Annotated in this window: 20 protein-coding genes and 1 tRNA gene; 16 read left to right on the plus strand and 5 right to left on the minus strand. The window is 61.0% G+C overall.

Annotated elements, in window-relative coordinates:
- Positions 1-18: 18 nt before the first annotated feature.
- The 9 genes from Q0105_RS17385 to galU all read left to right on the plus strand — a co-directional run bounded on the left by Q0105_RS17385 (position 19) and on the right by galU (position 10,578).
- Entirely contained in the window at positions 19-834 is an 816-nt protein-coding gene (locus tag Q0105_RS17385) for a uroporphyrinogen-III synthase (protein ID WP_298213397.1), read from the plus strand.
- Positions 831-1,922, plus strand: coding sequence for a uroporphyrinogen-III C-methyltransferase (locus Q0105_RS17390; protein ID WP_298213398.1), 1,092 nt, complete (start codon positions 831-833; stop codon positions 1,920-1,922). Before Q0105_RS17385 ends, Q0105_RS17390 begins: the two co-directional genes overlap by 4 nt.
- 10 nt (positions 1,923-1,932) lie before the next feature.
- Positions 1,933-3,210 carry a heme biosynthesis HemY N-terminal domain-containing protein gene (locus Q0105_RS17395; RefSeq protein WP_298213399.1) on the plus strand — a complete coding sequence of 426 codons (1,278 nt, stop codon included), beginning with the start codon at positions 1,933-1,935 and terminating at the stop codon, positions 3,208-3,210.
- Between the two features lie 309 nt (positions 3,211-3,519).
- On the plus strand, positions 3,520-4,095 hold the full coding sequence (locus Q0105_RS17400) for a cytochrome b (protein ID WP_298213400.1): 576 nt from the start codon (positions 3,520-3,522) through the stop codon (positions 4,093-4,095).
- A gap of 68 nt (positions 4,096-4,163) precedes the next feature.
- Entirely contained in the window at positions 4,164-4,739 is a 576-nt protein-coding gene (locus Q0105_RS17405) for a YceI family protein (protein WP_298213401.1), read from the plus strand.
- A 131-nt stretch (positions 4,740-4,870) separates the two neighbouring features.
- Entirely contained in the window at positions 4,871-5,449 is a 579-nt protein-coding gene (locus Q0105_RS17410) for a YceI family protein (RefSeq protein ID WP_298213402.1), read from the plus strand.
- A 184-nt stretch (positions 5,450-5,633) separates the two neighbouring features.
- The gene (locus Q0105_RS17415) at positions 5,634-6,257 is read left to right on the plus strand and encodes a VOC family protein (RefSeq protein ID WP_298213403.1); all 624 of its coding nucleotides are present in this window, start codon (positions 5,634-5,636) and stop codon (positions 6,255-6,257) included.
- A gap of 351 nt (positions 6,258-6,608) precedes the next feature.
- Complete coding sequence (locus tag Q0105_RS17420) at positions 6,609-9,641, plus strand: valine--tRNA ligase (protein ID WP_298213404.1); 3,033 nt, start codon at positions 6,609-6,611, stop codon at positions 9,639-9,641.
- Positions 9,642-9,690: 49 nt separating this feature from the next.
- Entirely contained in the window at positions 9,691-10,578 is an 888-nt protein-coding gene (galU, locus tag Q0105_RS17425) for a UTP--glucose-1-phosphate uridylyltransferase GalU (RefSeq protein ID WP_298213405.1), read from the plus strand.
- A 140-nt stretch (positions 10,579-10,718) separates the two neighbouring features.
- Here the strand turns inward: galU and Q0105_RS17430 are convergent, their stop codons facing one another.
- From Q0105_RS17430 to cysM, 3 genes are all read right to left on the minus strand, one after another.
- Positions 10,719-10,946: a sulfurtransferase TusA family protein gene (locus Q0105_RS17430; RefSeq protein ID WP_298213406.1), complete on the minus strand. Its 228-nt coding sequence runs from the start codon at positions 10,944-10,946 to the stop codon at positions 10,719-10,721.
- A gap of 30 nt (positions 10,947-10,976) precedes the next feature.
- Positions 10,977-11,543 carry an NUDIX domain-containing protein gene (locus tag Q0105_RS17435; protein WP_298213407.1) on the minus strand — a complete coding sequence of 189 codons (567 nt, stop codon included), beginning with the start codon at positions 11,541-11,543 and terminating at the stop codon, positions 10,977-10,979.
- A 186-nt stretch (positions 11,544-11,729) separates the two neighbouring features.
- Positions 11,730-12,632 carry a cysteine synthase CysM gene (gene cysM, locus Q0105_RS17440; RefSeq protein WP_298213408.1) on the minus strand — a complete coding sequence of 301 codons (903 nt, stop codon included), beginning with the start codon at positions 12,630-12,632 and terminating at the stop codon, positions 11,730-11,732.
- 39 nt (positions 12,633-12,671) lie between these two features.
- Here cysM and Q0105_RS17445 point away from each other — a divergent pair.
- The 5 genes from Q0105_RS17445 (at position 12,672) to Q0105_RS17465 (ending at position 15,821) form a co-directional block, all read left to right on the plus strand.
- Positions 12,672-12,756 (plus strand) — tRNA-Leu (locus tag Q0105_RS17445).
- Positions 12,757-12,889: 133 nt separating this feature from the next.
- Positions 12,890-13,957 carry a site-specific integrase gene (locus tag Q0105_RS17450; protein ID WP_298213409.1) on the plus strand — a complete coding sequence of 356 codons (1,068 nt, stop codon included), beginning with the start codon at positions 12,890-12,892 and terminating at the stop codon, positions 13,955-13,957.
- Between the two features lie 310 nt (positions 13,958-14,267).
- Entirely contained in the window at positions 14,268-14,522 is a 255-nt protein-coding gene (locus Q0105_RS17455; RefSeq protein WP_298213410.1) for a plasmid-related protein, read from the plus strand.
- The gene (locus Q0105_RS17460) at positions 14,522-15,484 is read left to right on the plus strand and encodes a replication protein RepA (RefSeq protein WP_298213411.1); all 963 of its coding nucleotides are present in this window, start codon (positions 14,522-14,524) and stop codon (positions 15,482-15,484) included. The genes Q0105_RS17455 and Q0105_RS17460 overlap by 1 nt, the downstream gene beginning before the upstream one ends.
- Before the next feature lie 10 nt (positions 15,485-15,494).
- Complete coding sequence (locus Q0105_RS17465) at positions 15,495-15,821, plus strand: hypothetical protein (RefSeq protein ID WP_298213412.1); 327 nt, start codon at positions 15,495-15,497, stop codon at positions 15,819-15,821.
- A gap of 310 nt (positions 15,822-16,131) precedes the next feature.
- On the opposite strand, the gene Q0105_RS17470 is transcribed toward Q0105_RS17465, so the two are convergent.
- Both Q0105_RS17470 and Q0105_RS17475 read right to left on the minus strand, forming a co-directional pair.
- Entirely contained in the window at positions 16,132-19,770 is a 3,639-nt protein-coding gene (locus Q0105_RS17470; RefSeq protein ID WP_298213413.1) for an ATP-binding protein, read from the minus strand.
- 307 nt (positions 19,771-20,077) lie between these two features.
- On the minus strand, positions 20,078-20,602 hold the full coding sequence (locus Q0105_RS17475) for a plasmid mobilization relaxosome protein MobC (RefSeq protein ID WP_298213414.1): 525 nt from the start codon (positions 20,600-20,602) through the stop codon (positions 20,078-20,080).
- A gap of 558 nt (positions 20,603-21,160) precedes the next feature.
- Here Q0105_RS17475 and Q0105_RS17480 point away from each other — a divergent pair.
- A complete protein-coding gene (locus Q0105_RS17480; protein ID WP_298213415.1) occupies positions 21,161-21,637 on the plus strand; it encodes a hypothetical protein in 477 nt (158 codons plus the stop codon).
- The gene (locus Q0105_RS17485) at positions 21,634-21,897 is read left to right on the plus strand and encodes an EexN family lipoprotein (protein WP_298213416.1); all 264 of its coding nucleotides are present in this window, start codon (positions 21,634-21,636) and stop codon (positions 21,895-21,897) included. The genes Q0105_RS17480 and Q0105_RS17485 overlap by 4 nt, the downstream gene beginning before the upstream one ends.
- Positions 21,898-21,906: the final 9 nt, after the last annotated feature.

Genomic DNA, 21,906 nt, shown 5'->3' on the forward strand with positions numbered 1-21,906 from the left:
GCAACGCAAGTTCGCACCATGGCCCGGGTGATCGTCACGCGGCCCGCCCGCGAGGCGGCCCATTGGGTAGAGCAGCTAGGGGCGCGCGGCATCCGGGCCGTGGCACTGCCGCTCATCGCCATTGGCCCCAGCACCGCGCCCGGCGCGCAGCAGGTGCTGGCCCAGGCCCGCCAACAACAAGACCAGTACCGTGCGCTGATGTTTGTCAGCGGCAATGCTGCGGCCTTTTTTTATGCATCAAATCAGTCTCTAGCGCTTATTGAACAAGCGCAAGCAGCTATCAAAACAAGAGCATGGGCACCCGGCCCTGGCACGGCCCGCGCGCTGGAGCAGGCCGGTGTCCCGCGCGAGCGCATCGACGGCCCTGCGCCCGACGCGCCGCAGTTCGACTCCGAGGCGCTCTGGCAGCAGGTCGGCCCACAGATTCGGCCGGGGGACCGCGTGCTCATCGTGCGCGGCCGCTCCGCCACGCCCGATGACGCCCATGAAAACACCCAGGGCACGGGCCGCGACTGGCTGGCGCGGCAGATCGAAGCGGCTGGCGGCCAGGTGGAGTTTGTGGTGGCCTACGAACGCGGCGCCCCCCAGTTCACCGCCGACGAGGTGGCGCTGGCGCAACAGGCAGCGCAGGACGGCTCCTTCTGGCTGCTCAGCAGCTCCGAGGCGGTGGCCCACCTTGCAGAGGCCCTGCCCGCCCAGCGTTGGAGCGCCGCGCGCGCGCTGGCCACACACCCGCGCATCGCCGAGGCCGCCCGCAAAGCAGGCTTTGGCCTGGTGCGGGAATGCCGACCCGCATTGGAAGACGTGGTGGCCTCGATAGAATCGGCCCAATGAGTTCTGTGCCCCCCAACGATCTACCCCACACGCCTGCGGCCCCCGGCGCGTCTTCCGCGCCCCCCGTGGCCGCAGGGCGCGGTGGCGTGGTCACGGTGCTGCTGGGGGCCATGGCCGCTGCCGCACTGGTCAGCAGCGGCATGCTGTGGCAAAAGCTCAGCGCCATCCAGGAGCAACTGGCCCGGCAATCCGCCGACTCGGGCGCGCAGGCCATCGAGGCCCGCACCATGGCCCGCCAGGCCGAAGAGCTGGTGCGCGACACGGCGGCCCGCCTGTCGGTGGCCGAAGCCCGTGTGAGCGAGGTCGCGCTGCAGCGCAGCCAGCTCGAAGAACTCATGCAAAGCCTGTCGCGCTCGCGCGACGAAAACCTGGTGGTGGACATCGAATCGGCCGTGCGGCTCGCCCAGCAGCAGGCCCAGCTCACCGGCAGCCTGGAGCCCCTGGTGGCCACGCTCAAAAGCGCCGACCAGCGCATCGAGCGGGCCGCCCAACCCCGCCTGGCGCCCGTGCAGCGCGCCATTGGCCGCGACCTGGACCGCCTGACCCGCGCCACCGTGACCGACACCGCCGGCCTGCTGGCGCGGCTCGACGACCTGGTGCGCCAGGTGGACGACCTGCCCGTGCAAAACGCCGTGGCCCAGGCCGCCGCCACCCGGCGCCTGGCAGCCGCACCCGCATCGCCGGGCGCCAAAGCCACCGACCAGAAAGACCTGGCCTGGTGGCAGGCCACCCTGCAGCGTGGCTGGGAAGTGGTGCGCGACGAGGCCCGTGGCCTGGTGCGCGTGAGCCGCATCGATCAGCCCGAAGCCATCCTGCTGGCGCCCGAGCAGACCTTCTTCCTGCGCGAAAACCTCAAACTCAAGCTGCTCAACGCCCGCCTGGGCGTGCTGGCCCGCCAGTACGAATCGGCCCGAGCCGACCTGGCGGCTGCCACTGCGGCATTGAACAAGTATTTCGACCCCACATCGCGCCGTACGCAGAACGCGGCCTCGATCCTGCAGCAAGCCCAGGCCAGCATGAAGGTGGCCGAGCTGCCGCGCCTGGACGAAACCCTCGCTGCGCTGGCCACGGCTGCGGCAGGACGCTGAGGGCTCCCCGATGCGCGCAGCTCTGTGGCTTCTGGCGTTGTTTGGCGTGGCCGTGGCGGCCGCGCTGTTTGCGGGCAACAACCAGGGCACCATCACCCTGTACTGGCCGCCCTACCGCGTCGATCTGTCGCTCAACATGGTGGTGCTGCTGCTGGTGGGCGGTTTCGTCACCGTTTATGCGGCGCTGCGCGCACTGGCGGCGCTGCTGGAGCTGCCGCACCAGGCCCGCCGCTGGCGCGTGCAGCAAAAAGAACGCGCCATGCACAACGCCCTGCTGGACGGGCTGACGCACATGCTGGGCGGCCGCTTCATCCGCGCGCGCAAGGCCGCCGTGGCTGCGTTGGTGCAAGAAGACGCCCTGGCCGCCAGTGGCGAAGCCGTGCCCCATGGCAAGCAGCTGCGCGCGCTGTCCCACATGATTGCGGCCGAAGCCTCGCACGCCCTGCAAGACAGCGCCACGCGGGAGAACCACCTGCAGAATGCCCTGCAAGAATCACCGATGCGCGGCACGGTGAACGAGCAGGAAATGCACGAAGGCGCGCAGATGCGCGCTGCCCGCTGGTCGCTGGACGACCGGGACGCCAGCGCCGCCCTCGACCGCCTGGCCGCACTGCCCCAGGGCGCCGCGCGGCGCACGCTGGCCTTGCGCATCAAACTCAAGGCCACCCGGCTGGCACGGCAGACGCAGGAAGCGCTCGACACCGCCCGCCTGCTCGGCAAACACCGCGCGTTCTCGCCCAATGCAGCGCAGAGCATCGTGCGTGGCCTGGCCACCGAACTCATCAACAGTGCACACGACACAGCCCAGTTGCAACAGATCTGGCTGTCGCTCGAAACCTCGGAGCGCAACATGCCCGAGCTGGCCATCCACGCCGCCCAGCGGCTGGCTGCGCTGGGCGGCGATGCGACCCAGGTGCGCACCTGGCTGCAGCCCGTGTGGGAACGCATGGTGAACCTGCCCGACGCGCTGGCCGAGCACCACGCACTCAAGCTCGTGCGTGCGCTTGAGGCTGGGCTGGATGCGCTCGACGCCCCCTGGCTGGCGCGCATCGAATCGGCCCAGCAGGCCAACCCGCGCGATGCCCGCCTGCAGTACCTGGCTGGCATGGCCTGCCTCAAGCGCCAGCTTTGGGGCAAGGCCCAGCAGTTGCTGACGCAGGCCGCCCAGCAACTGGCCGACCCCCAACTGCGCGCCAGCGCCTGGCGCCATCTGGCCGAGCTGGCCGAGCAGCGCGGCGATGACAGCGCCGCCGCCAGCGCCTGGAAGCAGGCCGCGCTGGGCCGCTAAAGCAACCAACTGCTCCCTAGGCGCCAACGCGCCACCAACAAACACGCTGACACCCCCGCCCGGTGCCGTGCCTGGGCGCGGCCTCGTCGCGTCCGGCCACAGCCTCTTCCCTCACCCGTAATAGCGCGCAACATTGGGGAACTTTGAGGACTCAGGGCCTGTCAATTCATTTTTTTTGAAATGAAGCGTCAATCTGCCTGAAGCCGAACGGGATGGCCGCTTTCTACACTGCCTCATCGCTTGAACAGTCCCCTCACCGGCGAGAGGCTGGCAGCGACCAAGCCTTACTCCTTCACCGTACACGCTTCGATGACTGACACAGCCACCGCCACAGCGGCCGCACCGCGCCGCTACACACGCACCGCCATGCTGCTGCACTGGGTGCTCGGCCTCGCGCTGATCGGTCTGTTTGGTGTCGGCATCTACATGACCGGCCTGCCCTTCTCGCCGCAGCGCCTCAAGCTCTACAACTGGCACAAATGGGCGGGCATCACCCTGCTCACGCTGTCGGCGCTGCGCCTGGCCTGGCGCCTCACCCACCGCCCACCCGCCCTGCCCGCTGCCATCAGCCAGGCCATGCCAGCCTGGCAGAAGCTGGCCCACCACGGCACCCACTACCTGCTGTACGCGCTGTTCTTCGCCGTGCCGCTGATCGGCTGGGCCTACAGCTCGGCCGCCGGGTTCCCCATCGTGTTCCTGGGGCTGTGGCAACTGCCGGACTTCGTGCCGGTGAGCAAGGACCTGGCAGAAGCCATCAAGCCCTGGCACCAGTACACGGCGTTCACCCTGGCCGCGCTCGTGGTGCTGCACATCGCGGCAGCGCTCAAGCACCAGATCGTGGACCGTGACGGCCTGCTCACCCGCATGCTGCCGGGCCCACGCTGATCGATCCGGCTTCGCGCACTCGCACTTCTTTCGTTCGTACTTGTTGCCTTCACCCTGGGATTGTTTTCATGAATCTGTCTTCCACCGTCTTTCGCGCTCTGCTGGGCTCTGCCCTGGTGCTGGGCGCCCACGCCGCACAGGCCCAGCAGCAGTTGGTGCCAGCCCAGAGCGAGGTGCAGTTCACCGCCCGCCAGATGGGCGTGCCGCTGGACGGCCATTTCAAAAAGTTCAGCGCCCAGGTGGCGTTTGACCCGGCCAAGCTGGCCACCAGCAAGATCGCGTTCACGGTGGATACCGGCAGCGCCACGCTGGGCTCGCGCGAGACCGACGCCGAGTTGCCCAAGCCCGCCTGGTTCAACGTGGGGAAGTTTCCGCAGGCGCAGTTCGAGTCCACCACCATCAAAGCGCTGGGCGGCGGCAAGTTTGAAGTGGCCGGCAAGCTCACCATCAAGGGCAACGCCCAGAACGTGGTCGTGCCCGTGACGCTCACGCAAAGCGGCCCTAACACCACGGCCACCGGCACCCTGCCCATCAAGCGGCTCGCCTTCAAGATCGGCGAGAACGAGTGGGCCGACACCTCGATGGTGGCCGATGACGTGACGGTCAAGTTCAAGCTGGCGCTCACCGGCGTGGGCAAGCTCTGACGCGCGCCCGGCAGCCCCACGCGCCGCTTTTACACGTCCTTCTTTTTTTGTTCCCGCGTTTCCCGTCCGTCTGTCAGTCCCTCCGTTTGTTTGATTGTTTTTTGACCGTGTCCTTTTTGGAGTATTCACCCATGCGCAAGACCCTGTTCTCCCTGCTCGCCGTAGCGGCTGCCACCGCCCTCACCGCTGGCGCCGCCCAGGCCGCCAACTACGCGGTGGACCCCACGCACACCTTCGTGACGTTCGAGATCGGCCATTTCGGCACAACCACGAACCGCGCGCGCTTCGACAAGAAACAAGGTGCCGTCGAATTCGACCGTGCAGCCAAGACCGGCAAGGTGGAGATCACCATCGACACCACCTCGGTGAACTCGGGCACGCCCCAGTTCGACAAACACCTGCAAAGCGCTGACCTGTTCGACGCCGCCAAGCACCCCACCATCAAGTTCGTGTCGGACAAGTTCAGCTTCAACGGCGACAAGGTCAGCGAAGTGAGCGGCCAGCTCACTCTGCTGGGCAAGACGGCGCCCGTCACGCTCAAGGCCACGCAGTTCAACTGCTACGACAGCCCCATGCTCAAGCGCGAAGTGTGCGGCGGCGACTTCGAGGCCACCATCGACCGCACCCAGTGGGGCATGAACTACGGCGTGGACTGGGGCTTCTCCAAAAACGTGCGCCTGGTCGTGCAGATCGAAGCCGTGAAGCAGTAATTTCGATAGCGCCCGCGCCTTTGTGCGCGCCGCCTCGGCACCTCCTATCAGCCACCCACGGCAGCCATGCCTGGGTGGCTTTTTTCATGATGGCAAGGTCGGCAGTGTTGGATTAGAAAATTAACTTAACGTAAATCAATTACGGATAGTAGAATTACAACCACCTAATTTGAGGAGACAACGCATGAACGCCATCCTGAAGACGCCTGACCTGGCCACCCTGCCACCGCCCGCCGCCGTGCAGCAGCTGCACCACTACGCCTACAAGGCGCGTGACGCCGAGGAAACGCGCCAGTTCTACGAAGACATCCTGGGCCTGCCGCTGTACCACATCATCCAGAGCGACTATGTGCCCAGCACGGGCGAATACTGCCCCTACACACACTTCTTCTTCCGCCTGCAAGACGGCTCGTTCATCGCCTTCTTCGACCTGGGCGACGACGTGAAAGCCGAGCCTTCACCCAACACCCCGCTGTGGGTCAACCACGTGGCCTTCCGCGTGAACACGGTCGAAGAGCTGGAGAACACCAAACAACGCCTGGAAGCCCACGGCGTCGAGGTGCTGGGCGTGACCGACCACCACATCTTCAAGAGCATCTACTTCTTCGACCCCAACGGCATCCGCCTGGAGCTGTCGGCCCAGTTGGCCAACGACGAACAGATGGAAAAAGACAGCACCGTGGCCCACGCGCGGCTCAATGAATGGACCGCACGCAAGGAACAATGGCGCAAGGAACGCGCCGCGGGCAAAGCGGCCGAGCCGCTCAAGCCACAGCAAAACGACCGGCCGGAGTTCGTGCGCAAGTAAAAGCGCACACCCGCCTTGCCTGCTGCGCTTGCCAAAGGCGCACGGGCAGGCGGCGAGGCCCCTGGGCTTCCAGCGCCCCTCCTGCCGACGGGCCTGCCGGGCAATTTAAGTGACAAATTGCCACCTGGCGCTTATTCCATAAGCCCTTGATGCTATTATTACAATAGCAAATCAACACTTCACCCACACCAACTCCGCGCGCCAGGATGGCCTTGGCGGCGATGGGCGCACACTCCATGGCCCAGGCATCCCGGCCCGCCTCCGCGCTGCGGCGATGGTCCTTTAAAATGGACGGTTCACCCTCTTGTCTATCGGGGCGCGCCGCCCTGAAGCCGCCCACAGCCACACCCCATGAGCATGCCCCTGCAACAACCCGGCCTCGAAAGCCTGTCCAAGTCCTTTGAACCCGCTGCGCTGGAAGCCCACTGGGGCCCCGAATGGGAAAAGCGCGGGTACGGCACCGCGGGCTACCGTGGCACGGGTGCGCCGCAGGCGGGCGAGCCCGCGTTTTCCATCCAGTTGCCGCCCCCCAATGTGACGGGCACGCTGCACATGGGCCACGCGTTCAACCAGACCATCATGGACAGCCTCACGCGCTACCACCGCATGCGGGGCTTCAACACCGTGTGGGTGCCGGGCACCGACCATGCGGGCATCGCCACGCAGATCGTGGTGGAGCGCCAGTTGCAAGAGCAGGGCATCAGCCGCCACGACATGGGCCCAACCCCGCCCGAGGCGCGCAAGAACTTCGTCTCCAAGGTGTGGGAGTGGAAGGAGCAAAGCGGCAACACCATCACCACGCAGATGCGCCGCATGGGCGACAGCGTGGACTGGAGCCGTGAATACTTCACCATGGACGACAAGCTCTCCAAGGTGGTGACCGACACCTTCGTCAAGCTGTACGAACAGGGCCTGATCTACCGTGGCAAGCGCCTGGTGAACTGGGACCCGAAGCTGCAGTCCGCAGTGTCGGACCTGGAAGTCGAGAGCGAAGAAAAAGACGGCTCGCTGTGGCACATCGCCTACCCCCTGGCCGATGGCTCGGGCAGCCTGACGGTGGCCACCACCCGCCCCGAAACCATGCTGGGCGACGTGGCGCTGATGGTGCACCCCGAGGATGCACGCTACACGCACCTGATCGGTAAGAACGTGGTGCTCCCCCTGGTGGGCCGCGAGATCCCCATCATCGCCGACGACTACGTGGACAAAGAGTTCGGCACGGGCGTGGTGAAGGTCACCCCCGCGCACGACCAGAACGACTACGCCGTGGGCCAGCGCCACAAGCTGTCGATGATTACTGTGTTGGACTTGCAAGCACACGTCGTTGCTCACCCATCGGGCGACGATGCAGCAAAAATGCAAGAGCTGCGGCAACGAATCAACGCAGGCGAAACATCCTTCTTCTACGGAAACGAGCTGGCCAATTTTGAAGGTCAGCAAGCAATACCGGACAAATATCGCGGCATGGACCGCTTCGTAGCCCGCAAGGCTATCGTTGCCGATCTGGAAGCCTCTGGCGCCCTGGTGGAGACGAAGAAACACAAGCTCATGGTGCCCATCTGCACCCGCACCGGCCAGGTGGTCGAGCCCATGCTGACCGACCAGTGGTTCGTGGCGATGAGCAAGGTGAGCGAGCAAGACCCCACGGGCAAGAGCATCGCGCAAAAGGCCATCGACGCCGTGGCCAGCGGCGAGGTGCAGTTCGTGCCCGAGAACTGGGTGAACACCTACAACCAGTGGATGAACAACATCCAGGACTGGTGCATCAGCCGCCAACTGTGGTGGGGCCACCAGATTCCGGCCTGGTACGACGAAGACGGCAACGTGATCGTGGCCCGCAACGAGGCCGAGGCGCAGGCCAAGGCCCCCGGTAAAACGCTGCGCCGCGACGAGGACGTGCTCGACACCTGGTATTCGTCCGCGCTCGTGCCCTTCAGCACCATGGGCTGGCCTGAAGCCGGGGCCCACGCTTCGACAAGCTCAGCGCGAACGGGAGTTTCGGATTTTGACCTCTACCTGCCCAGCACCGTGCTGGTCACGGGCTACGACATCATCTTCTTCTGGGTCGCCCGGATGATCATGCTGACCACCCACTTCACGGGCCGCGTGCCGTTCAAGCATGTGTACATCCACGGCCTGGTGCGCGACGCGCAGGGCAAGAAGATGTCCAAGTCCGAAGGCAACGTGCTCGACCCGGTGGACCTGATCGACGGCATTGCCCTTGAGCCCCTGCTCGACAAGCGCACCACCGGCCTGCGCAAGCCCGAGACCGCGCCCACGGTGCGCAAGAACACACAAAAGGAGTTCCCCGAGGGCATTCCGGCCTATGGCGCCGATGCGCTGCGCTTTACCTTTGCGGCACTGGCCAGCCTGGGCCGCAGCATCAACTTCGACAGCAAGCGCTGCGAGGGCTACCGCAACTTCTGCAACAAGCTCTGGAACGCCAGCCGCTTTGTGCTGATGAACTGCGAGGGCCAGGACTGCGGCCTGAAAGAACACACCAAGGCCGACTGCCAGCCCGGCGGCAGCGCCCACGGCTACCTGGCATTCAGCCAGGCCGACCGCTGGATCACCTCGCTCTTGCAAAAAACCGAGGCCGAGGTGGCCAAGGGCTTTGCCGAGTACCGCCTGGACAACGTGGCCAACACGATCTACGACTTTGTCTGGAACGAATACTGCGACTGGTACCTGGAGATCGCCAAGGTGCAGATCCAGAACGGCACCGAGGCCGAGCAGCGCGCCACGCGCCGCACGCTGATCCGCACGCTCGAAGCCATCCTGCGCCTGGCCCACCCCATCATCCCGTTCATCACCGAAGCCCTGTGGCAAACGGTGGCGCCCGTGGCGGGCTTGAAAGGCGAGTCGGTCAGCATTGCCCGCTACCCCGAGGCCCAGCCCGAGAAGATCGACGACGATGCCATCGCACACATGACCCGTGTGAAGGGCCTGGTGGACGCCTGCCGCGCCCTGCGGGGCGAGATGAACGTCTCGCCCTCCACCCGCCTGCCGCTCTACACCGTGAGCGACACCGACTTCATGCGCGGCGTGGCCCCGGTGCTGCAGTCGCTGGCCAAGCTCAGCGAGGTCAAGGTGTTCGACGACGAAGCCGCCTGGGCCGCCGCTGCCCAGTCCGCCCCCGTGGCCGTGGTGGGCGACGCCCGCATGTCGCTGTACATGGAGATCGACATAGCGGCCGAAAAAGCCCGCCTGTCCAAGGAAGTCGCGCGCATCGAAGGCGAAATCACCAAGGCCAACGCCAAGCTGGGCAACGAAGCCTTCGTGGCCAAGGCCCCGCCCGCCGTGATCGACCAGGAGAAAAAGCGGGTGGCCGACTTTGGCGCCACGCTGGGCCGTCTGCGCGACCAACTGGCGCGCCTGGGCTAAAAAGAAGCCCCCGCCCCGAATCACAACAACACTCAACCCAAGGAGACCCATGACTGTTGCCACCACCGTTCGCAAGGCCGTTTTCCCTGTTGCTGGCCTGGGCACGCGCTTTCTGCCCGCCACCAAGGCATCGCCCAAGGAGATGCTGCCCGTGGTGGACAAGCCCCTGATCCAGTACGCCGTGGAAGAAGCCTATGCTGCCGGTATCCGCCACATGATCTTTGTGACGGGCCGCAGTAAACGCGCCATCGAAGACCATTTCGACACCGCCTACGAACTGGAAGCCGAGCTGGAAGCCGCTGGCAAGAGCGCGCTGCTGGAGCTGGTGCGCTCCATCCAGCCCAGTGACATGGACTGCGCCTTCGTGCGCCAGCCCCGCTCGCTGGGCCTGGGCCACGCCGTGTTATGCGCCGAAGCCCTGGTCGGCAAGGAGCCCTTTGCCGTGCTGCTGGCCGACGACCTGATGGTCGGCCCCCAGGGCGGCCAGCCCGTGCTGGCCCAGATGGCCACCGCCTTCCGCCAACAAGGCCGCTCGGTGATCGCCGTGCAGGAAGTGCCCGAGGACCAGGTGCACCGCTACGGCATCGTCGCGGGCGAGCCCGCTGGTGGCCCCCTGATCCGCATCGAACGCATCGTCGAGAAGCCCAAGGCCGACGTGGCCCCTTCGCGCATGGGTGTGGCAGGCCGCTACATCCTCACGCCCGGCGTGTTCGACGAAATCCGCAACCAGCCGCGTGGCGTGGGTGGCGAGATCCAGCTCACCGACGGCATCGCCCGCCTGATGCAGAACGAGGCCGTGTACGCCTTCCAGTACGAGGGCAAACGCTACGACTGCGGCAGCAAGGAAGGTTTTCTGGAAGCCACGGTGGAGCTGGCGCTGCAGCACCCGCAGGTGGGCGCTCAATTCCGTGAGTACCTGAAGGCGCTGGATCTGTAAAAAACCACCAGCTCGCTCTTGCCCCCGGCTCTAGCAGGCATGACCAAACAAAAACCCTCCTGCAGCCAGCGCTGCGGGAGGGTTTTGCTTTGTGGGGCCGTGCCACCGAGCCACCAACGGCTCGGCCCGGCACGCCGCGTCTAGCGCCTGCGCAGGATGTGGATGTATTCCTCACCCACCGTCTGCTGCTCCACCAGCTCGTTGCCCGTCTGCTTGGCAAAGGCCTGAAAGTCGCGCAGCGAGCCACCGTCAGTGGCCACCACCTTGAGCAACTGGCCGCTGGCCATGTCGGACAGAGCCTTTTTGGCCTTGAGGATGGGCAGGGGGCAGTTCAGGCCCCGTGTATCGATTTCTTTGTGGGTGTCCATGGTGTTTTTTGCGTTTACTGTGTGTGTTCTTCAGTCCTTGGGCGGCAAATTCAGGCCGCGGCGGCGCTCTTCATTTTCTTCGGCCGTGAAGAACACCGGCTCGTGCCCGCGCATGCGCAGCCAGTCGGCCAGCGCGTAGCCCGTGCCCGCAGGCCAGCATTTGAGTTCGTGCAGATCGTACAGCCGGTAATCCACCAGCTCGGGTGACAAGCGCACCTCGCCCTCGGCCACCACATGGTAGGCAATGATGACCTGGTTCATGCGCAAAAACTCGTACACCCCCACCAGCGTGGTGGACTGCACATCGAGGTTGGTCTCCTCCTTCACCTCGCGCGCAATGCCCTCCTGGGGCGACTCGCCCGCCTCCATGAAGCCCGTGATCAGCGCAAACATCTTGGCCGGCCAGGCCGCATTGCGCGCCAACAGCACCTTGCCGCCCACCTCCACGATGGCGGCCAGCACTGGCGTAGGGTTGTTCCAATGCGTCCAACCGCAGGCGGGGCAGCGCAGGCGCTCCTTGTCGCCGCCATCTTCGGCCAGCGTGATGGGCTGCAGCGCGGTGCCGCAGTGGGTGCAGTGGCGGGTTTCGTAGTTCATTTGCTATTTTTTTAATAGCTACTAGCGCTTATCAATAAAGCGCTAGCAGCCAATTCGACCTGAATAGCGATCTCCCTCAGACTTTACACCCACGGCCCGAACGGATTGGGGAGCGATGTCTGAGGTATGTACATAGTCAGGCAATTTGATTCAAACTTCTCAAGCCCAACCGGTTGCAACCGACGATCAGGCCGGAAACACCCCGGTGGACAGATACCGGTCGCCCCGGTCGCACACGACAAACACGATGGTGGCATTGCTCTCGCGCGCTGCAATCTGCTGCGCCACCCAGCAGGCACCGGCAGCCGAGATACCCGCAAAGATGCCCTCTTCGCGCGCCAGGCGCCTGCACATGTCCTCGGCATTGTCCTGGCTCACATACACCAGCTCATCCACCGTGCTCGCGTCATAGATCTTGGGCAGGTATTCCTGCGGCCACTTGCGGATGCCGGGAATGCGCGAGCCTTCTTCAGGCTGCGCACCAATGATCTGGATCGCCGGGTTCTTTTCCTTAAGAAAACGCGAGACGCCTGTGATGGTGCCGGTGGTGCCCATGGCGCTCACGAAGTGCGTGATGCGCCCGCCCGTCTGCTCCCAAATCTCGGGGCCGGTGGTTTCGTAGTGGATGCGCGGGTTGTCAGGGTTGGCAAACTGGTCCAACACCTTGCCCTCGCCACGCTTTTGCATGGCCTCAGCCAGATCGCGCGCATGCTCCATGCCGCCGCTCTTGGGCGTGAGCACCAGCTCCGCACCAAAGGCCTTCATGGTCTGCGCACGCTCGATCGACAGATCCTCGGGCATCACCAGCACCATGCGGTAGCCCTTGATGGCCGCCGCCATCGCCAACGCAATGCCGGTGTTGCCTGATGTGGCCTCGATCAGCGTGTCGCCGGGCCGAATGTCGCCCCGCTCTTCCGCACGGCGGATCATCGACAGCGCGGGCCGGTCCTTGACCGACCCCGCTGGGTTGTTCCCCTCCAGCTTGCCCAGCACCACATTGCCCCGCGCCCCGTTGTCCTGCGCCCCGATGCGCTGCAGCGCCACCAGCGGCGTGTGACCTACCGCATCTTCAATCGTCGGATATTTCATAGCCCTACTGTGCCATAATTTAGGTCTTCACGAATTCCCGCCCGGGTGGTGAAATTGGTAGACGCAGGGGACTCAAAATCCCCCGCCGCAAGGCGTGCCGGTTCGATTCCGGCCCCGGGCACCATTCAAAATTCTCTAGTGTTTTCAACGCCTTAGAGACTTTGATGGTAACTCCCAGATACTGGGGGATTTTTCAGAATCGTTGGCCAGGTACAGTTTCGGTACAGTGCTGCGGCGCTAGCCTCACCGAAACCGCTATGGCAACCATCGTCAAGACTCCTTCAGGCACATGGAAAGCGCTGATCCGCAAGACGGGTTGGCCTCCAACGGCTAAGACATTCCGCACCAAACGCGACGCCGAAGACTGGTCTCGCCGAACCGAAGACGAAATGGTTCGCGGCGTCTATATCCAGCGCGGCCCCGCCGAGCGCATGACGGTCGAAGTAGCCCTCACTCGCTACCTGCGCGAAGTCACCCCCACCAAACGTGAGTCCACCCAAGTCGGCGAGCGCAAAAAAGCCCTGGCACTGACCCAGCATCTGGGCAAATACTCTCTCGCCGCACTGAGTGCCGAAATAGTCGCACAGTACCGCGACACCCGGCTCGCTGGCGATGACGATGCAAAGGGCAAGCCCGTTCCACGCAGCAACAACACGGTGCGACTGGAGCTAGCACTGCTTAGCCACCTCTTCACCATCGCAATCAAGGAATGGGGCATCGGCCTGCCATTCAATCCAGTTTCCAACATCCGCCGACCTGCACCAGGTGCTGGACGCAATCGCCGGCTGACAGTGACGGAAAACAAGCGCCTGCTCGCCGCCGTGGATAGCCACTCCAACCCGATGTTCAGTTGGATCGTGCGCGGCGCACTAGAGACGGGAATGCGACTCTCTGAGATCGCTGGCCTACGACTTAGCCAAGTTGACCTGCAACGCCGCGTTATCCGTCTTGATCAAACGAAAAATTCTTCGCCTCGAACGGTTCCTCTCACGGCAGCGGCTACCCAAGTTTTTCAGAACGCCGTAAACAACCCAATACGCCCTGGCGAAACCGACCTCCTGTTCTTTGGCGAACCGGGCAAAGACGGCAGGCGCCGTCCCTACATGTTCGACAAAGCCTGGACACAGGCCAAGGTCGATGCCGGCCTAGTGAATTTCCGATTTCACGACCTGCGCCATGAAGCAGTTAGCCGCTTTGTCGAGGCCGGGCTGTCAGACCAGGAAGTAGCGGCCATCAGTGGGCATAAATCCATGCAGATGCTGAAAAGGTACACACATTTGCGGGCGGAAGACTTGGTCGAGAAACTGGATAGGGTGCGGCAGTAGGCCGGTGATTTCGCCCTCTGTGTCATTTTTCAAACTCGCGAGCACCGAACTTGCAGAAATTTTTCAGCTCAATGTGCAAGCAAGTGTTTCCTTACACCCGCAAGCCTCTGATTTGCATACGAATTCAGCCGATCCACCCATTCAGCTCAATAGCCAATCCATCTAATTTTGGTCGTCAATGCTAGTCAACCACGAATGCCAAGATAGGGAATATTGGTTTTAAATCAACCACTTACGCCAGCAGAGCGCTTGTCCGACTACCGCTGACTACCCAGAATTGCGCCTAATTAGTCCTGTGATAGGTGCATTCATGACGACGGAAGAATTTCTGCTGGACCGCTTCGGGCCACTGATGAGCATTGCCGATGTGGCGGGGATTTTGGGACGCTCTGCCGATGGATTTAGGGTCGCGCTTTATTCAGACGGCGATGTCTCTCGTCGGCTCCGGCCGACCATGGTGCGAATCGGTCGCAGGGTCTACTTCCGCACATTGCAATTGGCAGACGCTTTGGGCTTGGACAGCCCAGAGGTCAATGGAATACTCCTGCACGCCTCGCAATCCTGATGTCCTGGTTGCAGGGCGCTTCCGATTTTGTCGATCAGAGATACAACGCTGGCCGAGAGCATCAGGGCAGCATTTATTCAACGAAAGCGGCCAACGCCAGCGCAGCCAAGGTCTCAGACCTTCTTGCCACCGCCGTTGCAATACAGGAAGAGGACGCCGCTGCGGCCGGCCAGATCGGTTACATGGCGCGCGCCATGATCTGGGCCTCGCTGCCCCACAGGAAGATCGAAGGCGCGCACTACAAACGGGACAATGGCCTTGCATCCATCACCATGCTGGTAGACCCCGACATCGGCCTTCCCTACGGCAAGCTGCCTCGACTCATTTCCGCATGGTTAACGCGAGAGGCAAAACTGACAGGTTCGCGTGAACTGGCCCTTGGGCGGAGTCTCAACGAGTTCGCTCAAAAGCTAGGACTCTCAACGAGCGGTGGACTGCGTGGCGACACATCCCGATTGAAGATACAAGCCACCAAGCTTTTCAGCACCGTCATCTCACTCAAGGCGCACCAGGGTCAAGACTTCGCGTACAAGAACGTCGCGCTATCGGATGAAGGCGTACTGCTCTGGGATCCCAAGAATCCCCACGAACCATCGCTTTGGGAAAGCACGATCACGTTGTCAGAGGCGTTCTATCGCGAATGCATGGACTATGCCGTTCCATTCGATCTTCGAGTGCTGCACCGCCTCCGTTCGCCACTGGCTATCGATATGTATTTGTGGCTGACGTGGCGCATGTTCATCCTGCGTCGGCCGGCCTTGATTCCATGGGTGTCATTGCGGTTTCAGTTCGGCGCCGGCTACGCCTCGAGCCCTCAAGGGATGGCACATTTCCGCGCGGAGTTCCGCCGCTGTCTACACGACGTACAAGCCCTGTACCCGGCCGCGCGGCTTTCATTCGAGCACGGTGGTTTGCGGCTGCTCCCCAGCCCACCCCATGTCAATGCGCTCCAATGTTCATAGGAATCTGAACGTGGCACGGAATACTCAAAATCCGACAGCCGACGCCGGTACCGCCTTTTCCGCCCCGCTGGCACCACAAGGACTCAAAGGTGGCGCGTGGACGTTCAAGCAATTCTGTACGGCATGCGACACACCTGGCGCGAAGAGTGTCCAAGCTGTTCTGGCGGCAAGCAACAACATCGGCTTCTCGCTTTACGCGCGTCAGGACAGGCGCTTGCACCGCATCACGCTGAATGACCGCTTCGTAATATTTCGCACGATTGAGCAAGCGCTGGATACCCTTTCCGATGTACCGCATCTGGCCCCGGAAATAGCTATCGACACGACAAACTGGTAGCGCATGCGTTGCCGACTTTTGTTCAGGCGATGTTATCCGCCACGATCACATACGTCGGATTTGGCGCTGATCAATCCCGCCACTCGGAGCATAGTGCAGTTGATGCTCCGAGCCACCTCTCATGACAGTGCTCAGGCAGCCAGCAAAAACGGGATCAATCGGCGCTTTCAAGTGCCTCCCCAAGCCAAGTCTCAGCAGGTGGGCGGAAGGGCGGATGTGGTCCTCGGCGCCCGCACATTCATGCTGGCGGTCGCTCCTGCTGTTAAACGGTTTCGCATACGGCTCACGGCGCTTGCTCAACCGAGCAAGGTCACTGGACCTTAATAACATCCCATGCTCGCGGGCCGTCGTAGCTAAAGCCGACGTAGCAAGTTACCGAAGCATTCTCGTCTCGACCAAAGTGCAGGTCAGACTTTCCAGGAACGAAAAAGGCCTTGACCCCACCGGCTAGTTCGATGGCTCCCTTCTGCGGAGCGTCGATAGACGCGACGGTGCCAGGCACCCGAACAAGTGAACTCCGATGTTCCCAGAAGTCGTCTTTCCAATCTCCTAGTTGGCCTTGATGAATAAGTTCACCCAAGCCATCTCCAGAACCGACCCATTCGAAGCTCCGGGTCCTGTCGCGTCGAAAGCGGGTCACTTGCCGGCACTCTTCAAGCGCCTGCTCAGCGTCAGCCAAAGATTGGTGCGAACCCTTCATCGCTCGCAAAGTGTGCAGCACGTATAAATAAAAAACAGCGTCCAAAGTTCCAGTGTTAGCCTTCCAGTAGCTAACCTTCTCAATGACCGAATCAAGCGATGGCTGAACTTTGAGATAGCGAATAGAGCGCAGCCACATTCTCAAGCTTGTTGAATCGTAGGGCTCCTCCGCCAAATTCTCTTCCAAAAGGGTTCGGATGCGTTCTACTTCCTTCTTGCCAAGTTGGTCCCAGTTGCCGTCGTGGCGACGGAGAATCGTCCATACGATCTGGCGGCGTACTGGACATTTCGCAACACCTGGCCGACTCAGGAGGCTGTCCCAGTCCTGCAGCGCAGACTGAAAGTCACCGTAGATGCGTTGCACTCGGGCGCGGCAATCTAGGACGTAGTGGCTTGGTTGCTCGCCCACATATAGTCGTTGAACCTGATCCAGCAGATCCTCGATTCTGTCCAAAGAGCCCTTTAGAAACTGTGGAGAACCAGCATCAACTAGTAGTTTTTGAGGCGAGAGCTTTCTGATCTTGCTCGCACCATCAATGAGATCGATTAGCAACTGAATTTCACTGATGAATCCATGCGCTTCATCAGGACCGATTTCACGAGCGCGCCCAAAGCTAGCACTACCGAGCACAGCAGTCTCAACGATTGATTCAACGGAGTTCCCCGCTTCCACTTCTCCCTTCATGCGTTGACGTAGCACCATCCCGCGCATGTGGTGCAGGAGATGATCTGACATCTGGAGCGAGATGGCAAAGTCAATTGATTCCAGTGCTTCTTTGTGCTCGCCACTGAGGCTCAGCAGTCGGGCCAAATGCGCATGAATGTGCGCCTCTTCGGGAAAACGATCAGTCAAGTGGCGAAGAATTTCTAAACGCCCCTGCTCGGACGGAATATCCTGAATCAATCTGGAGAAGCCCTTCTGCCCTGAACGCTCTGTTCCAAGCACTTCGACGTTATCCCGGTAAATGAAGACGCGGCGAACCAATTCGAGAAGTTGATCGCTACTCACGTGCGCATCACCACGACAGAAATCTGCAAATGTTTTTGCCCAGAGAGAGAGATTCTGCCGCCAAACCGTTTGAGGAATATTGCTGTCCTCTGGGGACAGAACTTGTTGCAAAATTTCAAGTGCAATCAACTGGTGAGCCGTTCGCCATTCGCCGCCCGCAACCTCTACAACGAGATCAAGCGACGGTGCTGAATCGCCACTAAATACTCCATTAACACTCAGAGCCTTGGTTGCAGGCAACTGGAACATTGACGCAAACGCGTTGACTGGAATGGACTGTTGCCCGTAATAGTGACCGATTGCCAGGAAAGCCAAGAATCTCTTTTGCGTGGTCGTTAAACCCTCGACTCTCCGTGCCACGTATGGCCTTAGGCCTCGAAAGTCCTTGCCATAGCCCGTTAGCCCGAAGAAAAACGCATTGCAATAGACAGAACTTCCACTCCGACTTGCAAGTTGTGTCAGCTCCTCGCGTCTTTCGGGAACTGCATTGGTGTAGACGTCGCGAAAGCGATCTGCCTCAATCCGACTGAGACCTTCACCCAGCCAGAACTGTCGCTTGCCCGCAGTTTGAGGTTGAAACCTGCGTAGCACTTGCAGGAGCACAACCGGGACCTGGCCAGCGCGAAGGAATTCAAAAAGATCGTCGATTTCTCGCTCAGAATGCCTTCCCCCGTCTACAACTACCAGCACACTGCTTTCGGTTAGGACTGCGACCTTTCCAATTCGCTCTGCAGTATCTCGCGGCGAACAGCGTGTCAGGTATGTGACTGGATATGCCGAGTGCAAGTCCCAGGCAATGCGACGTCCTATAGTGGTTCCACCAGAACCGGGGGCATGATAGAAATTGATCCGAACTGTCTGCCGCTTCCGCAAGTCCTCTTCTACCTGTGACCTTGCCGCCAATGTTGAGTCACGGTCGCAATCGTGCCCCAACTGAAGGTTCCGCCAGCCTATATCCCCACCTCGCCGAAAGGCCTCTGCGCTGTCGTCACCATCAAAGCCAATTGCTCTGTGGGCTAATTCAAGATCCTCGCTAAGCCAGAGCCAAATGTCAGTTGGGACTTCAATACCTGCACCGCTGGCGGTCGGCAATACATAGCGTTCTCCGCTTCCTGCGCCGGCTTCTGAAAAATGCAAGCCGATTCCTGCGCAGAAGCTGCGCAGGCTCAAGGAAACAAAAGTTGCACCCAACTCCTCCACTGTTCCCTCGAAGGAGGCGGAGTCGTTTGAGACAACTACGATCTCGACCGCTTCTCCAAATGAGCCATATAGCTCCTCTATCAAGCTTCGGAGATGGCTGCGAAATTTTGAATCGGACCACACGAGCACCGCAACGACAGGCGACGGACTCCAAGAGGCCGAAAGACGGGAAAGCTGCTTGCCCAGTTCAGACTTGTATGCCTTTAACCAAGCGCGATGGTCGCCAAGCACAAGTGTCTCCTGGCGTCCTTGCAGGCCGCGAGCAAAGAACCAGTGCGTTCCGGGATCTGGATGAATTCTGTTGTCACCGCTTACCACACGGTGAACGACACGATGCTGGGATAACGTAGTTTCAACTCCACTAAGGAGACCTGATGCGCCACTCGCCGGGTCAAAATCAATAACTGCACGCCAAGGAACCTGGCCCAAGGCACTTAGTAGTGAATTACCTTCAGATTCGATGCGATCTGCGGCTAAGAGATAGCGCTTTTGTGGTGTGAAGCGACTGACAGCCTCGTAGAAAATTTGCCATGCGGCCTGATTCGGTCGGTCCGGCAGCCCAACTTCTCCACCTTGAAACCAACTCACAATCCTCCGATGCTCAGTTCCAACGGCACGGTCATTCTGGGTTCCACGTCGATAGTAGACCGCCCCGGCCTGTAGTCCGTCCACCTCCTTGACAGGTGTGTATGGGCCATCTTGCCCCGCCGGAATCTCAATCACTCCGACTTGCAATCCATCCCTAACGCGTGGTGAGTATGTGAACCTAGGGGTTGGCTGAACACGATCACGGCCAAATGCATTCTGTAGTTCAGCATCGTCCACTTGCGCTGACAGGCCTACCACCTGACTGCCATTTTCAGGGCTCCAGTCAACGCCAAGAACAATGTAAGCAGCTCCATTTCGCGGAGTATTGGCCATCGATAAGATGTCCTTAATCAGGTCCCCACGGCCTTGCTTCAAGTCGTAGCATTGAACCTTGAAGTCGAGAGTTTCTCCCTCCCCCCTAAAAAGTAGGCCACTAAATTCGTCATCTGTCATAGCACTCCTGATTGCCTAGTCCCAGCCACAACGTGACCTGAGCCAGAGTTGGCGGAATTTTTTTGAAACAATACCTTAAGTGGCCCCGAAAAGAAGGCGCCTACCAGCGTTTTAAGGAGCGGACGTAGGCGCAAGGACGACAGAGACATTGTGATTTCACATCTTGCCATGCCCGGAAGTCGGCCTGTCGCGCGAAGTCGTACACGTCACACAGCATAGCCTGGAAGCGGTCACCGGCGACAGACCGACACACCGGCCGGTCAGATCACACCTGTTGCTATGCAGCTATCCGGTGGACGCGTTCTGCTTACTCGATGTACCACCGCTCCACGCTGGCACGAATGGCGGTGCTGACTTTCTCCGTATGCGCGTCGATGATCCCGCGCAGCCGTTCGATTGATTCAATCGTGACGGAATCGCGCCGCCCCTCGTTCATGGCCTTGGCTACTTGGTTGACGTTGCGCCCGATGGCAAGCAACTGATAGTTCGACTCGCCCAGCGCGTCGATTTCCTTCATGCCGAACTGAGGTTCGCGCGTAAGGCCCGCCCGGATCGCGTCAATGATCCAGCGCCGTTGCGAACAACGCTCAAGGTTGGAGCGTTCCAGCACGGCCAGCTTTTCGGATTTGGTCATGAGGATTTCAAACCGCACCTTGGGTTCATCGTCGGGCGCTTCGCCCGTCTGGCGCATAGGCGGCGGTGATGGATTCTTGGCAGCCTTCTCTAGCTGCTGCTCGATGGCCTCTTTGATTGCTGCGCCGGGTGTCTTTCCAAGACCGGTGCAGTAATCCACCCAGCGCGCTTTGAGGTCTTCGCCCAGGTGGATGTTCATGGCACGGCTCGGTTTCTCCATAACAGCTCCAACAGGTCATGCAAACGTGAAAAGGGGGGATCAATGTGTAAGCTGTGCGCACAACATACCGGCGATTAGCCTATCCTGCATTAGTCCTCATCCTCTCGTTTTCTTGGTCATGACCAAATAAATCACTACTTCGCGGGGTCGTCTTCAAAATTTGGTCATGACCAAATTTCAGACGTATACCAGCATGAGTATTTGGATGTCGTCGCCCCATTTTTTACAAAGCCCGGATGCACTCCGCCATCCACTTTCAGGCGTCAAAGTGAGACAATAGCAAGCGCCAAAGCATCATGCTCTGGCGCGTTTAACCCCAAATCTGGGGCATCGACCTTCTACATAGCCCGCCACCCTGCTGGGGTAGGGCGCTCACAGTGAAAGCCTGAGCTGATGGCCGTAAGCGGCATGGCGACGTGGGAAGACACGTTGTGATAGCCCGCAAGGGTGCGCCCTCGGAAGGTGGGCAAGACTGCCGATAGCGTTGGCAGAGTGGCTGAAATGCCCGGTGTCCCTCCCTATTCAGGAGAGGCGAACATGGTTTCTTATATTCATCTGCCCATCGTGGCACTTTGCTCGTTCATATTGCTGGCAATATGGCGTTTGTGGGTCTGCATTGATCGGCTCGGCTTCCTACGCGAGGTTTCGCGCCGGGCTCCCAAGATGTTCCATGGCCATTTGCTGGCCGCCTTGCTTGCCATCATGCCGCTATTGATCGCGGCGGTAGCTTGGTCAGGCATCACCCTACCGCACCAAAACGCTCCGATGAATGCCTACCTTGCAGCATTCATGTCTGCGGCATGTCTCGGCGGGTGCCTGCTATTTCTCAAGAACACGGGGGAACGCCTCGCGCTCTCTTGGACCGGCTCGCGTGAAGGTGCCTTACGTGTCGTCGCCATGTTGCGCATCATCGACGCGGCCGAACTGGCCTATGCCCTGCAATACGTCCACGAACACGAAGCCAAAAATGGCCGGGTGATCGACACCGACAACTTCCGCGAGGTGGGCAAATGAAAAAGCTCTCTATCGTCCTGGTCGCGCTCATGGCGTTGGCCGGCTGCAAAGAAGATCAACCCGTTGAAGTCGTTCAAACCGTCGATTGGTACAAAACCCACGACGCCGAACGCATCGAAATGATCAAAAAATGCAAGAACAGTCCGGGCGAAATTGCCGGCACTCCGAATTGCATAAATGCCAAATCGGCACACGATCAAACAATATTCGGCAGCCAAAATTTCAAAATTAAGGCCACCCCTCCCAAATTCACAAGGTAAGTGGATGAT

This window comes from Acidovorax sp. (assembly GCF_027492855.1).
Lineage (GTDB): Bacteria > Pseudomonadota > Gammaproteobacteria > Burkholderiales > Burkholderiaceae_C > Acidovorax.